At 52.3% G+C, this 17,002-nt stretch carries 14 protein-coding genes and 2 pseudogenes; 6 read left to right on the forward strand and 10 right to left on the reverse strand.

The features are described from left to right. Window positions 1–160: 160 nt before the first annotated feature. The 3 genes and pseudogenes from ABNG04_RS14770 (at window position 161) to ABNG04_RS14780 (ending at window position 3,420) form a co-directional block, all read left to right on the forward strand. Window positions 161–1,819: an ATP-binding protein gene (locus tag ABNG04_RS14770; protein ID WP_371163153.1), complete on the forward strand. Its 1,659-nt coding sequence runs from the start codon at window positions 161–163 to the stop codon at window positions 1,817–1,819. A 274-nt stretch (window positions 1,820–2,093) separates the two neighbouring features. Beyond that, entirely contained in the window at window positions 2,094–2,546 is a 453-nt protein-coding gene (locus ABNG04_RS14775; protein ID WP_371163154.1) for a DUF5518 domain-containing protein, read from the forward strand. A 301-nt stretch (window positions 2,547–2,847) separates the two neighbouring features. Beyond that, window positions 2,848–3,420: pseudogene (locus tag ABNG04_RS14780) on the forward strand (response regulator). Between the two features lie 178 nt (window positions 3,421–3,598). Here ABNG04_RS14780 and ABNG04_RS14785 read toward each other — a convergent pair. The 7 genes and pseudogenes from ABNG04_RS14785 to ABNG04_RS14815 form a co-directional block, all read right to left on the reverse strand. Further along, on the reverse strand, window positions 3,599–4,990 hold the full coding sequence (locus ABNG04_RS14785; RefSeq protein ID WP_371163155.1) for a sensor histidine kinase: 1,392 nt from the start codon (window positions 4,988–4,990) through the stop codon (window positions 3,599–3,601). 686 nt (window positions 4,991–5,676) lie between these two features. After that, window positions 5,677–6,933, reverse strand: a complete 1,257-nt coding sequence (locus tag ABNG04_RS14790; RefSeq protein WP_371163156.1) for an RNA-guided endonuclease InsQ/TnpB family protein — start codon at window positions 6,931–6,933, stop codon at window positions 5,677–5,679. A gap of 322 nt (window positions 6,934–7,255) precedes the next feature. Further along, window positions 7,256–8,293, reverse strand: coding sequence for a sensor histidine kinase (locus ABNG04_RS14795; RefSeq protein ID WP_371163157.1), 1,038 nt, complete (start codon window positions 8,291–8,293; stop codon window positions 7,256–7,258). A gap of 739 nt (window positions 8,294–9,032) precedes the next feature. Then, window positions 9,033–9,398, reverse strand: a complete 366-nt coding sequence (locus ABNG04_RS14800; protein ID WP_371163158.1) for a winged helix-turn-helix domain-containing protein — start codon at window positions 9,396–9,398, stop codon at window positions 9,033–9,035. A 256-nt stretch (window positions 9,399–9,654) separates the two neighbouring features. Then, window positions 9,655–11,055 carry a DUF6498-containing protein gene (locus ABNG04_RS14805; RefSeq protein ID WP_371163159.1) on the reverse strand — a complete coding sequence of 467 codons (1,401 nt, stop codon included), beginning with the start codon at window positions 11,053–11,055 and terminating at the stop codon, window positions 9,655–9,657. Window positions 11,056–11,126: 71 nt separating this feature from the next. After that, window positions 11,127–11,387 (reverse strand): annotated as a pseudogene (locus tag ABNG04_RS14810) (hypothetical protein); the annotation flags it as partial. Window positions 11,388–11,470: 83 nt separating this feature from the next. Next, on the reverse strand, window positions 11,471–11,956 hold the full coding sequence (locus ABNG04_RS14815) for a hypothetical protein (RefSeq protein ID WP_371163160.1): 486 nt from the start codon (window positions 11,954–11,956) through the stop codon (window positions 11,471–11,473). A gap of 259 nt (window positions 11,957–12,215) precedes the next feature. Between ABNG04_RS14815 and ABNG04_RS14820 the strand changes: the two genes are divergently transcribed. Both ABNG04_RS14820 and ABNG04_RS14825 read left to right on the forward strand, forming a co-directional pair. Further along, complete coding sequence (locus tag ABNG04_RS14820) at window positions 12,216–12,620, forward strand: hypothetical protein (RefSeq protein WP_371163161.1); 405 nt, start codon at window positions 12,216–12,218, stop codon at window positions 12,618–12,620. 774 nt (window positions 12,621–13,394) lie between these two features. Beyond that, window positions 13,395–13,868, forward strand: a complete 474-nt coding sequence (locus ABNG04_RS14825) for a DUF3592 domain-containing protein (protein ID WP_371163162.1) — start codon at window positions 13,395–13,397, stop codon at window positions 13,866–13,868. 82 nt (window positions 13,869–13,950) lie between these two features. On the opposite strand, the gene ABNG04_RS14830 is transcribed toward ABNG04_RS14825, so the two are convergent. The 3 genes from ABNG04_RS14830 to ABNG04_RS14840 all read right to left on the reverse strand — a co-directional run bounded on the left by ABNG04_RS14830 (window position 13,951) and on the right by ABNG04_RS14840 (window position 16,051). Then, the gene (locus tag ABNG04_RS14830; RefSeq protein WP_371163163.1) at window positions 13,951–14,574 is read right to left on the reverse strand and encodes a PH domain-containing protein; all 624 of its coding nucleotides are present in this window, start codon (window positions 14,572–14,574) and stop codon (window positions 13,951–13,953) included. 96 nt (window positions 14,575–14,670) lie between these two features. Then, window positions 14,671–15,576, reverse strand: a complete 906-nt coding sequence (locus ABNG04_RS14835; RefSeq protein WP_371163164.1) for a CPBP family intramembrane glutamic endopeptidase — start codon at window positions 15,574–15,576, stop codon at window positions 14,671–14,673. A 259-nt stretch (window positions 15,577–15,835) separates the two neighbouring features. Next, the gene (locus ABNG04_RS14840) at window positions 15,836–16,051 is read right to left on the reverse strand and encodes a hypothetical protein (protein ID WP_371163165.1); all 216 of its coding nucleotides are present in this window, start codon (window positions 16,049–16,051) and stop codon (window positions 15,836–15,838) included. 187 nt (window positions 16,052–16,238) lie between these two features. Here ABNG04_RS14840 and ABNG04_RS14845 point away from each other — a divergent pair, with 187 nt between their 5' ends. Further along, window positions 16,239–16,742, forward strand: coding sequence for a hypothetical protein (locus ABNG04_RS14845; protein WP_371163166.1), 504 nt, complete (start codon window positions 16,239–16,241; stop codon window positions 16,740–16,742). Window positions 16,743–17,002 lie beyond the last annotated feature (260 nt).

Raw genomic sequence — 17,002 nt, forward strand, 5'->3', positions numbered from 1 at the left:
CGTCTCAGAGCGCGTCGTGTTTCCGGTGACGTAACAGGCACAGTGGTATTATTTATGAATCAGTCAAACAGCCGAAGTGACTGGCTACGACGATGACCGCAATCGGCCTGAGATTCGATCCGGTCACAAGTAACCATTTGAGAGAAACACCCCTCCACCAATGCTACTATTATTAGTAACATCAGTTGCTGTCGATGCTGTTGTCGTAGGTCTACTGGCGTGGGTAACGTGGCAGGTTGGAAAAGACCGGTCTCCGCCGAATGCGGTCTCCTTCGCGATTATGAGCGGCAGTCTCCTACTGTGGGCTCTCCTCTCATTGGTCTCGGAATTCCCAAACGCCTGGGAGATTGGATCGAATCTCGCTGCGCTGGCACAGATTATCCCAGCTGTGTTTCTCCCCGCAATCTGGTTGGTCTACGTACTCGGATATACTGGCCGGGAGACAGGGTTTACTCGGCCGCGAGGAGCGCTATTTGTTCTCCTCGCGCTCCCGTTGGTTGGGGCAGCAGTCACGTTCGAAGGCGACCCAACGAGGGAAGAAATTCAGCGATCGATTGCGTCACTCGTTGGGACAGAGCTGTTTCTGCTGTTTGCTGTGTATATGTATGCGGCAGTTGTTTTCCTCAGGTATGGGTGGAATCATGGCCGGGTATCGAGAGCACAAGTCGGTGTCCAACTAGGAGCAATTTCAGCTCCATATCTCATTGGTGGCTGGCTCGACGGAAGCTCAATTATTGACGGCGTCACGGGCGGGCTATTGATCTCGGGGGGCCTCCTTGTGGTGGGGATTCAACGTTATCCAGTATTGACAGGTTTCCCGAAGGCGGACTATGTCGCACGGTCACGTGTCGTCGAATCGCTTCAAGAAGCAGTTATTGTTGTAGATTGGGAGACGAACATTCTTGATGCCAATGTGAGAGCTGAAGAGGTGTTTGGTTGGACGACGCAGAATATGATTGGGACACCACTTGGCACGGCTGTCGACGGTATCACCAACGTTGATATTTCAGCAGGGAGTACAGAACTCGTCTCGCTTCAGACAACAAAAGGTCGACGTCAATTTCAGTTTACAGTTTCCGACGTCAAACGAGACACCAGTGACAGCGATAGCGAGCCGGTTGCGAGGACAGTCGTCTTTCGAGACGTGACCGATCAGCGGACGCGTGAACAACGACTCTCTGTACTCAACCGAGTCCTGAGACACAACACCCGGAACAAACTCGATGTGATTTTAGCGCATGCTGACCACATAGAAGACGGCACACACCGCACGGCGATTCAAAATAGCGCCGCGGACCTCGCCTCAGTCAGTCGAAAAGCGCGAGAAACTGAGGCGGTGATGACTGACAGTGTTGGCGCTCCGTCGACGGTCGATATCGCTGCCGTCGCTCATGAGGTAGCTACAACAGTCGGTGAGGACTACCCGGATAGCAGCATTTCGGTCACCGCACCGGAGCGGCTCCAACTGACCACCTACCGAACGGTTGTACGCCGACTGATGACCGAACTCGTAGAGAACGCAATCATTCACTCGGATGACCCCGTTCGGGTTAATATCGAACTACAGCACACGACCGAGAATGGTCCACAGCTCCGTGTCGCAGACAACGGCCCCGGAATCCCTGACCGTGAGCGAGACTTGTTGACTGAACCGACCGAAACACAGATTAAACACGGACTCGGCGTGGGACTCTGGTTCGTCAACTGGGCAGTAAGTCAACTCGGTGCGGAACTTGAGTTCCAGTCCGCCGGCACAACAGGGACTACTGTTGTCGTTTGGTTTCGCAATAGCGCCCCATCATCTGTGAGCAACAGGTAACATCGCATATATTTCACTTAATTTTAGAAGTTTCATTTTTATAGATAAAAATTCAATTACCCTACTGAAATCCTCGGGGAATAATATATTCTAACTGGCTGTGGTCAGTTCAGGTGACTCATGTAACGGTGTCGGACGTCAGATCTCCACAGTCTGTCAGTAGTCTTGTGCGAGATACAGAGCATCTATTCAACAGAAAAACATGCCAGCCGCGGTGTTTCTAATTATGAGACAGTGATCTAACTTTCTTAATATCGGGGGAGAACATTTGAGCATGCTCCAAGTTGGTCTTATCCAACGATACGTTTCTCAAACGTGGAAATGTGCCCTCATCGGTGGACTCGTCTCACTCCCAGTCACTATCAGCCTCTACTGGCTGTCCGGAATGGGTAATGAGTTATCCTTCAATATGGTGTTCGTTGGCGGGCTTCTCGCAGGTTTTCTCGCCAAGACACGCATAACTGATGCTGATGGTGCGAGTGCTGGTCTCCGTGCCGGGATTGTTGGAGGGGCACCTACGTTGTGGATTCTTGCTGGTGTATTTGAAGCAGCCACGGCATTGTCCGGTCCGCTATGGTTCCGTAGCGTCGCTCTCGTTATCGTTATCGGGACAATTTTGATGTTTCTCCTTGGTTTCAGTGCGCTCGTCGGGTTCCTCGGAGCGAAGGTCGGTGGGTGGCTAGCCGAGAGGGATCGCCTGAGGCGTCCTCCATTCGTGAGCAATTGAGTGAAATTCTCGTACACAAGTGGCCTCCATTTCTTTACTTTGTATCTTTTCAGTTCAAAAAATAACCCTAGACATCTGCTGGACTAAGGGTGCGAATGACTCAGTCATCCGAGCATAGTTTTCCAAGTGACGACCGGACAGTACAGACAAATAATTTGACAGCTAATACGAACCGAAGTACATTATGGATAAAATGAATCGTCGAAGAACCATCGCTTCTACAAGCACATTTATTCATCCGATTCCAAAAGCCGCGGTCATTAAACGTTGTAGTCAGTAATATCGCGCTGTGACGGCCGATATGTACGTAGACCGGCCACGAGTGCTACTCGTTGATGATGAAAAAGAAGTTGCTGACGCGTACGCCCTCCGGCTTGATAGCGTAGCTGATGTTACAGTCACCTATAGCGGCCCCGAGGCGTGATCTGAGGTTGATGAGTCTGAACCTCCGGACGTGATTCTACTAGACCGGCACATGCCGGACCAATCAGGCGATGATATGCTTCGGGAACTACGCGAGTACGATATTCACACCAAGGTCATCATGGTTACTGCTATCGGCCCAGAATTAGAACTTCTAGATCTTCCATTCGACGATTATCTATGTAAACCAGTTAACCGGGAAGACATCCGATCTACAGTTGACCAGCAGTGTCAGGTTCTCGGATATGAACTTATTGGTGAGTACTTTGGGCTTGAGTCGAAGCGAGCAGTCATCGCCGCAGAGTTACCGGAAGAGCGACTCAAGAATCACGAAGAATTCGGGGCGCTCAACGACCAAACTGCCAGCTTACAAGATCGGATCTCTCGATTACTCCCTGAAGCTGAAGAGTTGTTAGACACATTCACCCGCATCGAGCGAGAGGCCTACTGAAATCTCATTTTCGCGGGCCATTGCCCGGATCTGCTGATCCTCGTGTCCCTTGTTCCCCCAAGCAACACTCTAAGTCAGGTTCCGGTTGTGGACAGCGGAGTTCATCATCGGGGCCGAACCTGGTTTTAGATTCGAGTCGGGATATGTCGGCGAGCAGAGTGGCGGATTCCTCGCCTACTCAGCCGTAGCTGAGCAGCGATCCCGGCAGTTTGATCGTAACCGTCGTCCCGCTGTCGGTATCGAACGAGACCTCCCCGCCGAGCCGGTCAACGCCCCACCAGACGAGCCAGAGCCCAAGGCCTTTGCCGTGTTGTAGTGGTTGTTCTTCGGCGTCTTCGAACACCTCTACCTCGTGGTCGCTGATCCCAGCGCCGCTGTCAGCGACATCAATCGACCAACGATCCACTCCCTTGGTGTCGCTGGACCTATTCAATCGTACGCTTACACACGGCTCCGGAGCGGACCCCCCGTGTTCGACTGCGTTCGACACCAGCTCACGAATGACTGGTATCAGAATCTCCCCGTTGGCGCGTGTCTCCACCGGTGGTGTGTCTATCACGACGGGGACGGACGAGACATCACCAGCACACTCGTGGCCACCGTCGACGACCTGTGCGTGCTGGACTTCCTCAATGGCGTGACAGATGAGTTCCTCGACGGACCGATTACCTGTACGCTTGTCGGCCTGTAGTACTGACTCTATCTCGCGGGCAGTACCTCCAAGATCACGCAACGCCGACAGTTCCTCCTCGACTGTCGTCGCTATCTTGTCCGCCGTGTCGGGACCGGGATCGTCGCTCAACTGTCGAAGGTACGCTGTTGCCACGTCAGCCCTGTTTCGTATGTTGTGCCGAAGCACGCGACTGAGAACCTCCGCGCGACGTGCATTCTGCCGGCTATCTGTTATATCGCGGAAAATAATCGTGTGGCCTAGTGTGCGGTCGTCACTGTCGGTAATCCGGCTTGACGAGGCTTCTAACACGCGATCGCTGTCCGGCAACCGACAGGTTGTCTGTTCTTCTGCGAGTAACTCCTTGATGTCGAATGTATCCGGTAGTACAGTGGCGAGGTGCTCACCAACTACTGTGCTAAACTCACGCTCAAACAGATCTGTTGCAGCAGCATTCCAGTCAAGGATTGAATGTCCATCCGTGACCGTGATGGCCGCATCTGGCATCCCGGCGACGATGTCTTGTCGAGCAACGGCCAAGGCCGCCGGTAGCTCCTCAAACAGCCCGAACCGGGTGACTGCTAGCCACGCTGTACCCGTCGACAGAATCACAAACGGGACCGGAATGGCTGCTATCGCTAGCGGAGTCTCAGCTAAGTTGATGAAGAACCTCTCTGCGAACCATACTGGTGGCACTATCACTGCCAGAGCCAGTGTCAATCGCGTTGAGACGTGCTGATATCGGTGTAGCGTTCGCCACAACTGTCCAAGACTGAGCAGCACGATAGATCCAGTTACAAACAGGGAAATTGAGATAGCGAACTGTAGGAGGGGAAGTAGTGTCTCGCTAAGCCCAGCCGGGAGGTTATTGAGTACCAGTGAGACCAGTGTAGCGGACATGGTTCCACCAGTGTACAGTAGTCCGAATGGAACAAGCACAAACAACAATAGCCGCTCGCGGCGGTCCGTTCGAGTCGTATACGCGAGAATAAACAGGGCATACAGCACTGGAACCACCGTTTGAAGTACCCAGTCGACGATTCTGGACCCCTGGAGCCCAAACGCGGCAATCGACGAAGTTGACACCACCCCGGACGACATACCGCCTCCGTTGGGCGACCCCAATTCATAGACACTAATAATATCGTTGACGCCACCAGCGGCTGTCCACACACCTAGCCCAACTATACAAGCAACAAAACTCCGCGTGCCCACCCCTGAATACTGTCGGCTGGTGTGAGCTGCGATGAGTAGCAGCACTATTCCCAAAGTAACATTTACACCGCCGACCGCGGCAAGCATGGTACGATTAGTTCACACGCTTGACGAGATTATTCTGTCGAAACCTTGTTTGGTTAGCATACGGCGTGCTATCTGTAGCACGGACCAACTACTATGCCCGGGAATTTATTTCAAAAAGCGATGTCCTCCATACCTGAACCCCCAGTATTTCACTACGGAATTCCACTTGTCCAAGCAGTAATCGTCGTGGTGATTAGGTTCTCGATGCGCTGTTGGATCCGATGACGGCAAGCGGTTGACATCCTCCTCCGCGTAAACGCGGAGGAATCCCGAGCGTTGGGAGATTAAGATTTACAGACTCCCTGTCCTCTCGGTGTGAACCGTCCGCTCTCGCGGCCGAACAGGAAGACTCCGGGCTGTGCCAACCAGCCGTTACTCATATCCCCAGTCGGGGGACTCTGAGTTATCTTTCTCCGAATATTCACCGCACCATTCACGTCCGCATTCATCGTCACACCGCACGACGCACAGACGTACAAACCACGCTCCACACGATTTGAATCACGAATCTGCCCGCAGCACGAACACGTCTTCGAGGTGTTCTTCTCGTCCACCCGATCAACAAGGATGCCGTGTTCTTTGGCCTTGTATTCGAGTAGGTTCGTGAATCGGTCGAACTCCCAGCCGTGGAGTTTCTTGTTCCCCGACGTACCCCAGTTCCGCGAGCCGCCGTCTTCGTCTTCGCGGATATCGCTGAGGTCGCCAACTGCGATCTTCCCCACTCCCTCTTCGACACATCGCTCAACGATGTGTTTGCTGAGGGTGTGAAGAAAGTGATCTTTGCGCCGGGAGAGTTTGCGACGAGCGTTCCGCGAACGTTTCGACGGTCCGTTCTCGCCCTCGGTCTGGTACTCCTCGCGGGTGAAATAGTGCTTGTCTTCTTTCAGCACGTTCCCCGGATACAACTCAGAAGGGCCGTCCTCGTAGTCAATGGCGAGGTAGTTGCTGATACCAAGATCGATGCCTGCCGTCTTGTCGCCGGGTGATTCTTCGACGGGTATCTCTTTCTTACAGACGATGTGTAGTTCCCATTCATCACCGTTCCAGACGGCACGCACCTGCTGAATGTTCTCAACCTCTACGTCGGGACGGGTTTCGTACCCTGCGAGGATGAAGTCTGACCGTCCGTCTTTCAGGTTCCAACCTTTCGAGAGGCGTAGTTGACTGTGTTTGTCGTCGTGTTTGATACCTTTCTGTTTCCACGTCACGGTGGAGCGTGGATGATCGGTGCCCTGTTTCCTGTAGCCCGGTGGGTTGTTGCCGTCGTCGGAATTGTACCAGCCGGTGAACGCCTCAGCAAGTTCTTCGAGAACTCGCTGACTTGACTGAGAATGTAGATCACTATAGCGTTCGTGGTCTTTCAGTTCCGATTTCAATTCGCTTTCGTCAGGTATCTCACCCGTTTTGTCCCACTGGTCTTGGATGTAGTAGCGTCCGACGTTCCACAGTTTTGATGCCGCGAACCCGCACTGGTCGAGGTCGTCACGAACCTGTTGGTGGTTCGTGATGCGTGCGACGTAGGTGCGGGTTGTCTCCAGCATTGCTCTGCGGTCGATAACTAGTTATGAGAAGATTCGCATTAATACCAACGACCGGCGTTGAATATCCAGCGGGAGTGGCGTCAGTGGATTGTCAGTCAGAATGTCGGATTCATCCCGCGACTAAAGGCGCGGGTATTCTCCTTGCTCTCTATAAAAAGTGATTCTCTCAGTCTTTGCCATCGATAGCTCGAATCGATCCATCCCGTGAGTTCGATTCTCTCGCTCCCTAGAAAGAGTCCGTCTCTGAGTTCTCTTGGTAGCGCTCAGAAACCGAGGACAGAATACACAGATCCCGACGCCTTCTGCGGATCCAATAGAGCACTCAGGTACTAATCTCAAATTTGGCACCATCGCCTTCTCCTGCTGTCAACGTTATGTTCCACTCGTGTGCCTCTACGATTTGTTCAACGATCGCGAGGCCAAGGCCTGTACCACCGCTCTGTGTGGAGTACCCAGGATTAAAAACGATGTTGCGTTCTGTGGGCGGGATGCCTGGCCCATTGTCGGCAATATAAAACCCGTCCTCAAGGGGCTGAACAGTCATCATCACTCTATCTGCTCCCCGGTTTTCTTGCGTGTCGAGAGATTGTTCAGTAGCCGGCTCCGTGTCCTGTTCACGTTCTGGGTGCTTCTCGGGTATCGTATGCTCAACGCTATTTCGGAATAGGTTTTCAAATAACCGCCGGAGACGATCAGGGTCTGCGGTGACTGTTGGAAGCGCTTCTGAAACTGTTAATTCGGCACGCTCGGCATCGATTGACTTCCACGCGTCCGTCGCGGCAGCCTCAACGGCAACCTCCTCTGAGGGTTGAATAACAATATTGTCCCGCGTTAGTGTGAGTAAGTCGCGAATAATTTGTTCCATCCGGTCGTGCGCGTTCGCAACGGAGCGGAAATGCTCAGGATCACCAGTTTCTGTGGCTGCTCGAAGATGTGCTTTCGCAACATCGAGTGGGTTCCGAAGATCATGGCTGATGACGCTGCTAACTTGATCAATGCCAGGTGCTTCCTTTCTGTCCGGGCACTCACGGAGATCTGAAAAAACGAGATACCCAGTATCGTTATCGGATGGAATTATTCGGACAAAGAACGGGCCACGGTGATGATATCCACTGAGACGAATTCCAGCCTGCTCGCCTCGGAGGAGATGCTCTAACGGGTCTTTGTCACCAGTTGTGTCAGACTCGTTAAATCGATCAAATATCGTCGAAACGGATGTGGCAGATGACGAATTTTCAAACTGCCGGTCAAAAATTTCATTCGTCTCTGTAATGCGAGCATCATCACCCTCAATCGTGTACGCAAGAGTTGGGTCGGGGAGTTCGTCTAGCAGAATGCCAGTAGGACACTCACTACTCATTGGTTATGTGATCTTCCCCGTCTTCCTGTAACTCGGATTAATCACCTGGGTACGTCTTGCTGATAATTGCGTGAGCCACAGTCCGTTACTATTCATGATTCTATTCTGACTCGTGCTACTGTTGAGCATTATTTTTTGATTTGGACTCGAAAACACTCGATACATACAGCCAATTGGATCGTCTCAATGTCAAACCCCGGAACACTCGCTTTGCTCACTCGTGGCATCAGTACATTCTACTCAGTCTTAGCTACGAACTCCGAGCAGCGCGCTTCAATATTTGAGGCGTTACAACAAGATCAGCAGCGGCTACACCAACCATTGCCAACCTGACTATCTGGTCTTCGATGACAAAGAACGCGATGGCTAGAATGGCAACAGTCGTCGCGAGGGGCATCCCCCATCGGACGACCGGGCTTTGGAAAGGATTCGCTGACTGGGCCATATCAGGTTATTAGATTATACTAATATATTGATACTGGTGTGTTTCTGACTCAGAAACGCTGTCACGGTCGAAGCACACAATGATTGTGTGCTGTCGCGCTGTCGTAGTTCTTGAGGACAAGAGACGCATCTGTGATCTGGAGACCAGGCTTGGTAGTTAGCGCATCGCTAGTACTTTCGTCGGCGGATCGGTTAGCGGGCATAGTTGTATAGACGTACCCACATTTCTTGAATGACAACACAAAATTTCAGACGGAGAAACGCTTCCCAAGTAAACTACCCCGCCGCTGTGGTGCTAGCAACTCAAACTGACTGTAGCTTCAACTTCACCGTCATCAAGCGAGACAGAGATGTGTTCCGCGGATGCACTAAACTGTTCTCGATGGTGGCCATCTGGCGCGACGTAACACTCGGTCGTGACTAGCCCGGCGTCTTGGAGTTCGTTGAGGCGTCGGTACGCGGTTGGCCGAGAGACATCGGCGACCTCTGCGACTGCGCGGCCGCCACGGGGTTGCTCAGAAACCGCCTCAAACACTCGTCGGGTGTACTCATCACCGAAGAGATCGAGCAACTTCTCCGTCGGTACGTTTGCGGCCGGTTCCTCCGTATGGTCATGACGCGACTTCTGTCGCACTGCCATGTGCGTATCATCTGCGGACATGCCCTTGGTGGGATGTGCTTAGTATACAGAGACACACAAGAAAGCATGTCTAACTATTCAGACTCCAGTGGCTTTATTGGAATACTATTTTTAAACATATTCTCCCTAGAACATCCGATCGCTGAAGAGCGCTTATTGACTGGATAGCCGATTACCATTGACATCCTCCCTGCGCTAAAGCACAGGGCTTTGTCCTCGATTTCCGTAATGAACGGCTGGTGAGCGCAGAGAGAACAACCCAGACACGGCTTACTCGTTAGATTCGAGCGAGCATCGCATACAAGAGGACACCAAATAAAATTATAAAGAACGGCCCAAGAAGCACTAACGCGGCGGCTGATTCCGCTTTACTCACCTGTGAGGAGCTGAGCAGAATGAGTGGAACTCCAGCGAAAACCAACCCTAGTATCAACGCAGCGGCTACCACAGCAGGATCCCGTTCGGGACGGTCCTCGGGTTTGACGGGCAGCCCGAGCGTTTCAATCGCTTGGTCGAGGTCTGCGACAGGGCCAAACTGGGCCGTGTTCGTTGGCGTCGCTTCGACGTTTGAGACGCGTAGTGTCCCCGTATCGAACAGTCGGTCTGGAATTGCGTTCTTAATCTCAAATCGTGCCCGCGAATGAACAGGCACAGTCCACTGCGGCGCATCAAGCAAAGTATCATACGCGACGAGGACATCTCCGCGTCGCTGGTATTCGATGGTGCCGTATCTGAGATAATAACTCCCAACTCGGATGGCAAAAAGGCCCAACAGTATGGCAAGGCCAACACTACCCAACATGAGATGTCCTGTATAGATCGCGGCGATGACTCCCAGCAAGAGTAGCGCAACACCACGGTTGACAACAGCTAACAGTATTGTGGCTGTGCTTCCCAGTAATACAGATCGTGTGCTGACTCCTACCCGTGCCTGAACAGTTTCGTCAGGGAGATCCGGCTCTGGCTGCGGACGGCTGAGTTCACGATCGTGGCTCAACCGATCGAAAAGCGATTGTAAAGTGCTTGCAATCGGCCCAGTGGATTCCCATGACACTGAGAGAACTGTTTTTACGATCACAAAGCCTCCTAGTACAGCCACGCCTGCCGACTGAGTCGCCGTCAATCCAATCACACCAAGGAACATCATCGCCAGCGTGAGCTGTGTTGGTCGCTGTAGAATTTCTCGAGCAGATACATCCTCGTACGTTTTGGTACTTAGATAGTCGACGCGAAAGTCGATCAGTTGTGCCAGTAGTAGCGCACCAGTGCTAATGGCCACCTCCACCGACAGCACCACTGATGTGTCAATGGTAGCCCAGACAAGCAGTGTAACTGGCACAATGGTGGATCCCCAAATGCCGAGTATCGAGAGCGCAAAGGGAATATTTCTCGGATACACCGGAGGGAGATTTGAGAGAGGCTGCCAGCCACCTCGCTTGTGTCGAAGTTCATGCAGTGGTTCTCGCTGGCCGACAACATCAGGCGATCCTTGTTTTGCAAACAACGACTTCAGTGTGCCAAGTAGCACCGTACTAAACGCTTCAATCCAGTAAAGAACCAGAAGCGTCCAGACGTTCCAGTCGCTGCTGAACACACCGATCAATGGGACCAGATTTGCTGAGATAACGACGAGATCCGCGGTTGACTGGTCTGATACTCTGGAGGGTACGCCGCGCATAGTAGAGGTGGTTCAGGCCGTGATAAAAATGCGCTCTGTGATACAATTAGGGGACCATCGATGCCTTCCTGCTATTCAGCTTGGAGAGCATTTTCAGGTGGACCATTGGGCTCAGGAGAGGGCATCGTTTCACCGGAGGACACTACTCCACCTGGGGGAACCTCGCCACCGGGGGCAGCCGACGGGCCGAACGATACATCAGGCGTTTGACCGCGTACTAGGAAGTCTACAACGTTGCCGATCAAGACACCGTTGTCAGCGTGAGCAGCATCCTCGGGCGCAAGGAAGCTTGAATCACCAGTCAAAGCGAGTGAACCATTTTGACCAGCCATATCTACTCGATATGGATTCTGGGTTTTAGTACGTATAATCGTGTTTCAGTCGCTGAAACGGGCCTATGAGGCTAAAGAATATTTCAGCTACTGGTTTGGTTTTGCTGTCCGAAATCGGAGAAGGATTCGCCGACTCGGACAGCAATCGGTTCACTCTCATCGCCAGAACCGATAGAGATCGCGACCATTTCTTTAGCAGTATTGCCAATTTGTACCTGCTGGCTGATCTGTGAGACACCACCGACTTGGGTGTCAGTGAGTTCCATCTCTACCTGATAGCTCCCAGTACTGGTCCAAGTATTTCCGTACGTAACAATATTACTGTTACCGTCGGATTCTGTCGAGGGCACATCAAATTCAGCGTCAAGAACCGTCTCTCCAGTGGGGTCAATTATCTTGATAGACCCGCTGACTTCCTGACTGAGCTGGTTGAGGATATTTACCTGCTCCAGCACTCGATCGCCAATTGCGTTTAGTACTGTCGTACAACCGGCCGTCAACGCAAGAGCAGCACTGCCACCGATTGCGAGGGCTTGACGTCTCGTCACAGGGGTGAACTTCGAACTCATTGCTGAAGGGCGTACCAGCCTCTGTCGTAGGAATTCCTAAACCCACCCCTCCTGTCTCTGAGTGTGAAACCCGGAGGTGAGGAGGCAAGATAGCATATTTCAGTCGTAGCCAGCAATGGCTTTTGTTTGTTTTGCTCAGTGTCGTTTGGATCGGTTGCTCACTGTGAGTCTTGAGAAACTCTCGTCGTTGATACGGTACGGGCTCTCTGTCCGGAAAACAGTTCCATCCACTTTTTCACAGAATGTTACTCTAGATAACATGATGGTCGAATCAACGTCTCTCCGCGATCAATTATATTCAGACTTGACAGACAATCAGTCAGTAACAATCACATCGATTGGTCTCGCAGTGATCGCATTCGTACTGGTAGCGGTCGATATTGGCCCACTCTCTGTATCAGCAGACTTCAGCGCAGAATTCCTTCTAGCACTGAGCCTAATGGACATGGCGTTCACATATAACGACTACTGGCCCGTAGAATACCAGCCGAGATACGCGGTCATATGGACGCTCATATTTAGCGTGGCCACAATTACTGTGTTCCTCTCTGTCTACGAAATCGGACTGAGATACGTCGGAAATCGGGTTGCGAGTATCGCGGCGTTCTTGCTAGCGGTCGGGCTACACTTCGGGAGCGCAGCTCTTTACGCATGGATACGGTGATACTGTCTTTTATTCTGTATATTCTCGTCGACGGTTCCGTTGAGACTGACTCTGGTCTCTCCGCCGTCATTTCTGTCTGTGAAACAGCCGAAAAGAGACTTATTAAGAGTGTAACATTACCCGTGTATGATGGACGATAGCTCCGGGCAAAAGTCCCCTGCTGGCGCGCTTCATGCCGACACCATCACAGAGGAGGAGTCACTCAGGACTCGGATCTACACGTGGCTGTCTTCAAATGGACTCTACGTTGAGGCGGCAATGGCCATTATCGCATTAGCTGCTGGAGCCGTGGCTCTTCCATTTGTTACCTTTATGCGCTCACCGCTATTGGGGGTGAAACATCGATACTCACTGTCGGCGTAGTGATCGTTGCTGTTGTTATTGGATTGCTACTCCTACTAGCAACAGTACTGCTGATTCACAGCTATGTCGAGTTTCGTTACAGCGGGGTGGCTTCTGCGAGAGACACACATAAACCATCACTGGTATACCGAGGTACTCGCCTTGTAGAAACCTTCGTGTCCGGGATATTCCTAATCAGCCTCATAACATCGCCTCTATTTATACTTGTAACTGAGAGAGTATCGCCAGTCGTTGCTTTTGCTGTATTATTTTCCGCGTTGGTATTACCGGTCGTAGTACTGCTCCACGCATTTGGCGTGGGTATCATGTCGATATTTAATTGAACAGTCTTGGGTTAAGGTGCGAGGCAAAGAGTTTCAGAAAGAGAAACAAGGCTCTTTTTTTATTGTCAATTAGCACCGTATTTACGCTATGGAGATCGACTTTGATGGTCCATCCGGGACTCTACAAATCGCGCTTGCGTTGATCGTTGGACTCGGTGTTATGGGATATGGTGGATACAGTTATACAGCCCAATCGGCAGCATTAGACTCTACAGAAACGGTCGATGCGACAATTGTCTCTACTTCAATCGAACAACTCGATCAGCGACGTGGGACTGACGACTACAGCCCACAAGCAACCTTCAACTACACCTACAAAAATGAAACTTACACGTCTTCGCACATGTATCCCGGTGGAATTGCGCACGAGTTCGAGACCAAAGAAGATGCCAAAGCAAAATTAGAGGGATTTGAACCAGGAGCTACAGTAATGACATACGTTCCGACAGATTCCCCAGAAAAGGCGTTTCTTAAACACCAGAGTAGCAACAAACCGTTGTATATTATCGGGTTCGGCGCAATTTTCGTTCTTGGCACAATCGTCTCTGGCTTCCGAAATTAATTCTAGTTTCAAATCCGTTGCGAGCCGAATTCCTACATGTTCGCGGGTAGGATGAGATGGATTTCTACTCCAGCAGGTGAAGCTACTCAGTCACCGCTTTGATATCGCGAACAACGGAGAGCACTGCTTGCCACTGTTCGACTGTCCCGGGCAACTCGTCGTCATCAGTTCCGGTCCAGTCTGTGAGTTCCTGTCGCATCGTCTGTGGGTCGTCGATTCGCCGGAGTTCGAGATCCGGCCCGCCGGCGACTTCAACCAGAACCGTGCCGTACACAAACGCAGACCCGGTCACAGACTGGGTATAAGATGTGTTCTGTACCTGCGACAGCCCAACAAGGCGGACCAATCGACCGAGTACACCGCTCGACCAGATTACGCGAGTGGTGAGCACGTCAAGCACGTCGTCGGTGTTGGTGGCGCCGTCAGCGCTGCCTCGGTGCCACGTATCTATCTCTCTGGAAATCAAAGCTTGAACTGACGGCGGATCCGAAATACTGCGGAACTGTAACTCAACGCCAGACCCGCCAGCTGTGATCACCTCAACTGATCCGTATCCGAGCGACGAACCGATGGCCGACTGTGAGTGGGAGATACTCTGTACCTTTTCGAACCCACTCTCTTTGGAGGCAGCACATGACGACGTGACCAACGATCCGAGGTAGTTCTGGATTTCGGAACTGCGGAATCGGTCGAATACACAGTTCAATTCGATGTCGCGCTCAACTTCTCAATCCCGTTTTGTCCGAGGATACCGGTGACATTGTCGAACTGGGGTTAGAAGCTCATACAGTGAGAAGTGTTCTCACGTCGTAGTTCCGAGTGAGAAGTCGGGATGTTCACCGCGCGTTAACTTTACCCAGATAAAAACCGCTGCGACGAGCACTCCGGCTGGAAAGAACAACAGAAGGATGACATCAGTGCCGAGACTAATCTGTCGGGTTAGTCGAAATGCCGCCGGGAATCCGCTGTCGGGCTGTCCAAACACGACCGTTGTCCACAGGTTCGTCGAGAGATGGATACCGACTGGAAGTGCGAGGCTGTCAGTGAGCACATACGCGATGCCGAAGTACAGTCCACCAACAACTGCCTGTAACACGGCAAATTCAGTCGATAACCCCGCAGCCCCAGCGTTCAGATGAACCATCCCGAACAACAGCGCGGCGACAATCACTGCAAGCCCTGTGGCTACTGGTCGTGAAACGTTACGATCGGTGAATCCAGTCACGGACTCGCGAATCAGTACTCCCCGAAACAGGAGATCTTCTCCTAACGCGACAATCAAGAACGCAATTACGGTGGCTCCAACTACAATGACGACAGCCACAACACTATCGAAAACTCCCATTGACCACTGTTCAACAATTGTACCAGCCCCTGTGGTGAGTATGGCGACCGTTGTGACCGCCTGAAACAACACGCCAATTAGCATTCCGCCGACTAGGTCACTCATCCATCGCCGGTCAGTGTTGAGTCCGTACGCGGCCAGACTAACGTCAAATACGCGGCCGGAGACAAACACGATCGCTACGAAGCCACAGAGCGTTGGAATCTGGTCTGGAAGGATTGATAATATGCTTGGAGTCTGAATGCGCGAAAGAGGGAGGCCGACAACGATGAGGGATACGAAGAACAGTACGAAAGCCGCTGTGGTACGAATGGCGGCGCCGGTTAAGGACGAGTCTGTCCCAGCGCGAGCGATTGAGTTCATACGTCTGGCATATCCATACGATCTGTTAAAATACGGTAGCGGCTTTCTGACACTGAAACACGTATCTCCGTGTTAATATGACTCGGTTAATATACATTATCTATGAGCGTTGTAAACACTAATCAATGCGGACGCCTCTGTGCTCGGAATTCCGTTCAACGCCACGTCCGTGGGTCCACAAGTATCATGACAACTCGAAATTTCGTAACCCCATGACAGATGAGCGATTAACCCCCTCCCGCGCCTGAAGACGTTCAAATTAGACCGCAACAAGCGATTGCGACGCCGTCTCGTAGTAGATCGCTCGCTCGGCCTCCTGGCCGATGCCAACGAGATCTCTGTCAGTCTCAAATCGAAGCAGATTCTCAGCCATTTTCCCACTCTGGACGCCCCCACGTTGAATTTGAAGCTCTTCAGCAAGATTCACGAATGTGTCGTGGCGCCGAGTCTCTCCCTCTGAATCCGTTGTTACCATACCCGTGTCAACGGCAATCGGGCTAAAAGCGGTGAGCCATGGGCACGGAGCGAAAGTGTAAGTGGTACAGGCGACTCAGCCCGGACATCCTCCCGCAGCGAAAGCTGGCGTTTTCGCCTCGCGTAAGTCTAAAACAGCGCTTTGTCTCTACGCCACGTGTTTATTGCGTGATGAAATACATCCATGTATGAACCGCCGCCGGTTCGTCGCCCTCACCGTCTCCACGCTCCCGCTCGGAGGCTGTCTCAGCAAAGCACCCACGTCCGATCAGTCAACCACCCCACCACCTGAGACTGAAACGGACGTCGAGAAGCCAATGTGCCCAGAACGGCCGGAGTCGTTCACAAGCGACTCTGCGCTCGCATTCGCTATCGCCTTCGAGAAGGCGTACGTCAAACGAGAGGTACTCCAGGGACACGAGCGTGTTATTTCCATCGACGTCAGCGTCGATGAGGACTTAGTCGAGAAAGCAGCGACACAGATGAACGATGGCTGGGTAGTCCGATTCACAGTCACGGGACCCACGTACCAGTATTACCCTGAACCGAATTCGAGCGAGACGCGTCACACAGACCCACCACTGTACGCCGCAAACTACCTCATCACAGACCAGACCATACTTCGAGCAGAAGCAACTGAAGCCGTTGACCCACGTGAGGCGGGGAGCAAAGTGAGTTGCCCGCCAGGTTGACGCATCTCTTCGGGAACACAGCTAATGATGTTCTAAGACTCAACAACGACTTGGTCCAAAAAGTAGATCTCGACTTTGTACTTCCCGTGCGGCGTCGTCGTCTTTCCCCTCAGAGAGTAACAAGGAGGAATCCCACGGCTTCAGCCGTGGGAGGATGTCAAGACACACAGGTAGCAGCGCGCCGTCTCGACCTGCTCAGGGTCGTCGTTTTGTCGAGAGGTTAGGTGCCGGTGTGTATCGGTACAAAGGTAGGTGTGCCG

It is taken from the genome of Halorubrum miltondacostae (genome assembly GCF_041379815.1).
Lineage (GTDB): Archaea > Halobacteriota > Halobacteria > Halobacteriales > Haloferacaceae > Halorubrum > Halorubrum miltondacostae.

What these genes read in the sequence shown, in the direction of transcription:
- ABNG04_RS14770 (WP_371163153.1), top strand. Translation starts at nt 161, where the DNA reads ATGCTACTATTATTAGTAACATCAGTTGCTGTCGATGCTGTTGTCGTA.
- ABNG04_RS14775 (WP_371163154.1), top strand. Translation starts at nt 2,094, where the DNA reads ATGCTCCAAGTTGGTCTTATCCAACGATACGTTTCTCAAACGTGGAAA.
- ABNG04_RS14785 (WP_371163155.1), bottom strand. Translation starts at nt 4,990, where the DNA reads ATGTCCGCTACACTGGTCTCACTGGTACTCAATAACCTCCCGGCTGGG.
- ABNG04_RS14790 (WP_371163156.1), bottom strand. Translation starts at nt 6,933, where the DNA reads ATGCTGGAGACAACCCGCACCTACGTCGCACGCATCACGAACCACCAA.
- ABNG04_RS14795 (WP_371163157.1), bottom strand. Translation starts at nt 8,293, where the DNA reads ATGAGTAGTGAGTGTCCTACTGGCATTCTGCTAGACGAACTCCCCGAC.
- ABNG04_RS14800 (WP_371163158.1), bottom strand. Translation starts at nt 9,398, where the DNA reads ATGTCCGCAGATGATACGCACATGGCAGTGCGACAGAAGTCGCGTCAT.
- ABNG04_RS14805 (WP_371163159.1), bottom strand. Translation starts at nt 11,055, where the DNA reads ATGCGCGGCGTACCCTCCAGAGTATCAGACCAGTCAACCGCGGATCTC.
- ABNG04_RS14815 (WP_371163160.1), bottom strand. Translation starts at nt 11,956, where the DNA reads ATGAGTTCGAAGTTCACCCCTGTGACGAGACGTCAAGCCCTCGCAATC.
- ABNG04_RS14820 (WP_371163161.1), top strand. Translation starts at nt 12,216, where the DNA reads ATGATGGTCGAATCAACGTCTCTCCGCGATCAATTATATTCAGACTTG.
- ABNG04_RS14825 (WP_371163162.1), top strand. Translation starts at nt 13,395, where the DNA reads ATGGAGATCGACTTTGATGGTCCATCCGGGACTCTACAAATCGCGCTT.
- ABNG04_RS14835 (WP_371163164.1), bottom strand. Translation starts at nt 15,576, where the DNA reads ATGAACTCAATCGCTCGCGCTGGGACAGACTCGTCCTTAACCGGCGCC.
- ABNG04_RS14840 (WP_371163165.1), bottom strand. Translation starts at nt 16,051, where the DNA reads ATGGTAACAACGGATTCAGAGGGAGAGACTCGGCGCCACGACACATTC.
- ABNG04_RS14845 (WP_371163166.1), top strand. Translation starts at nt 16,239, where the DNA reads ATGAACCGCCGCCGGTTCGTCGCCCTCACCGTCTCCACGCTCCCGCTC.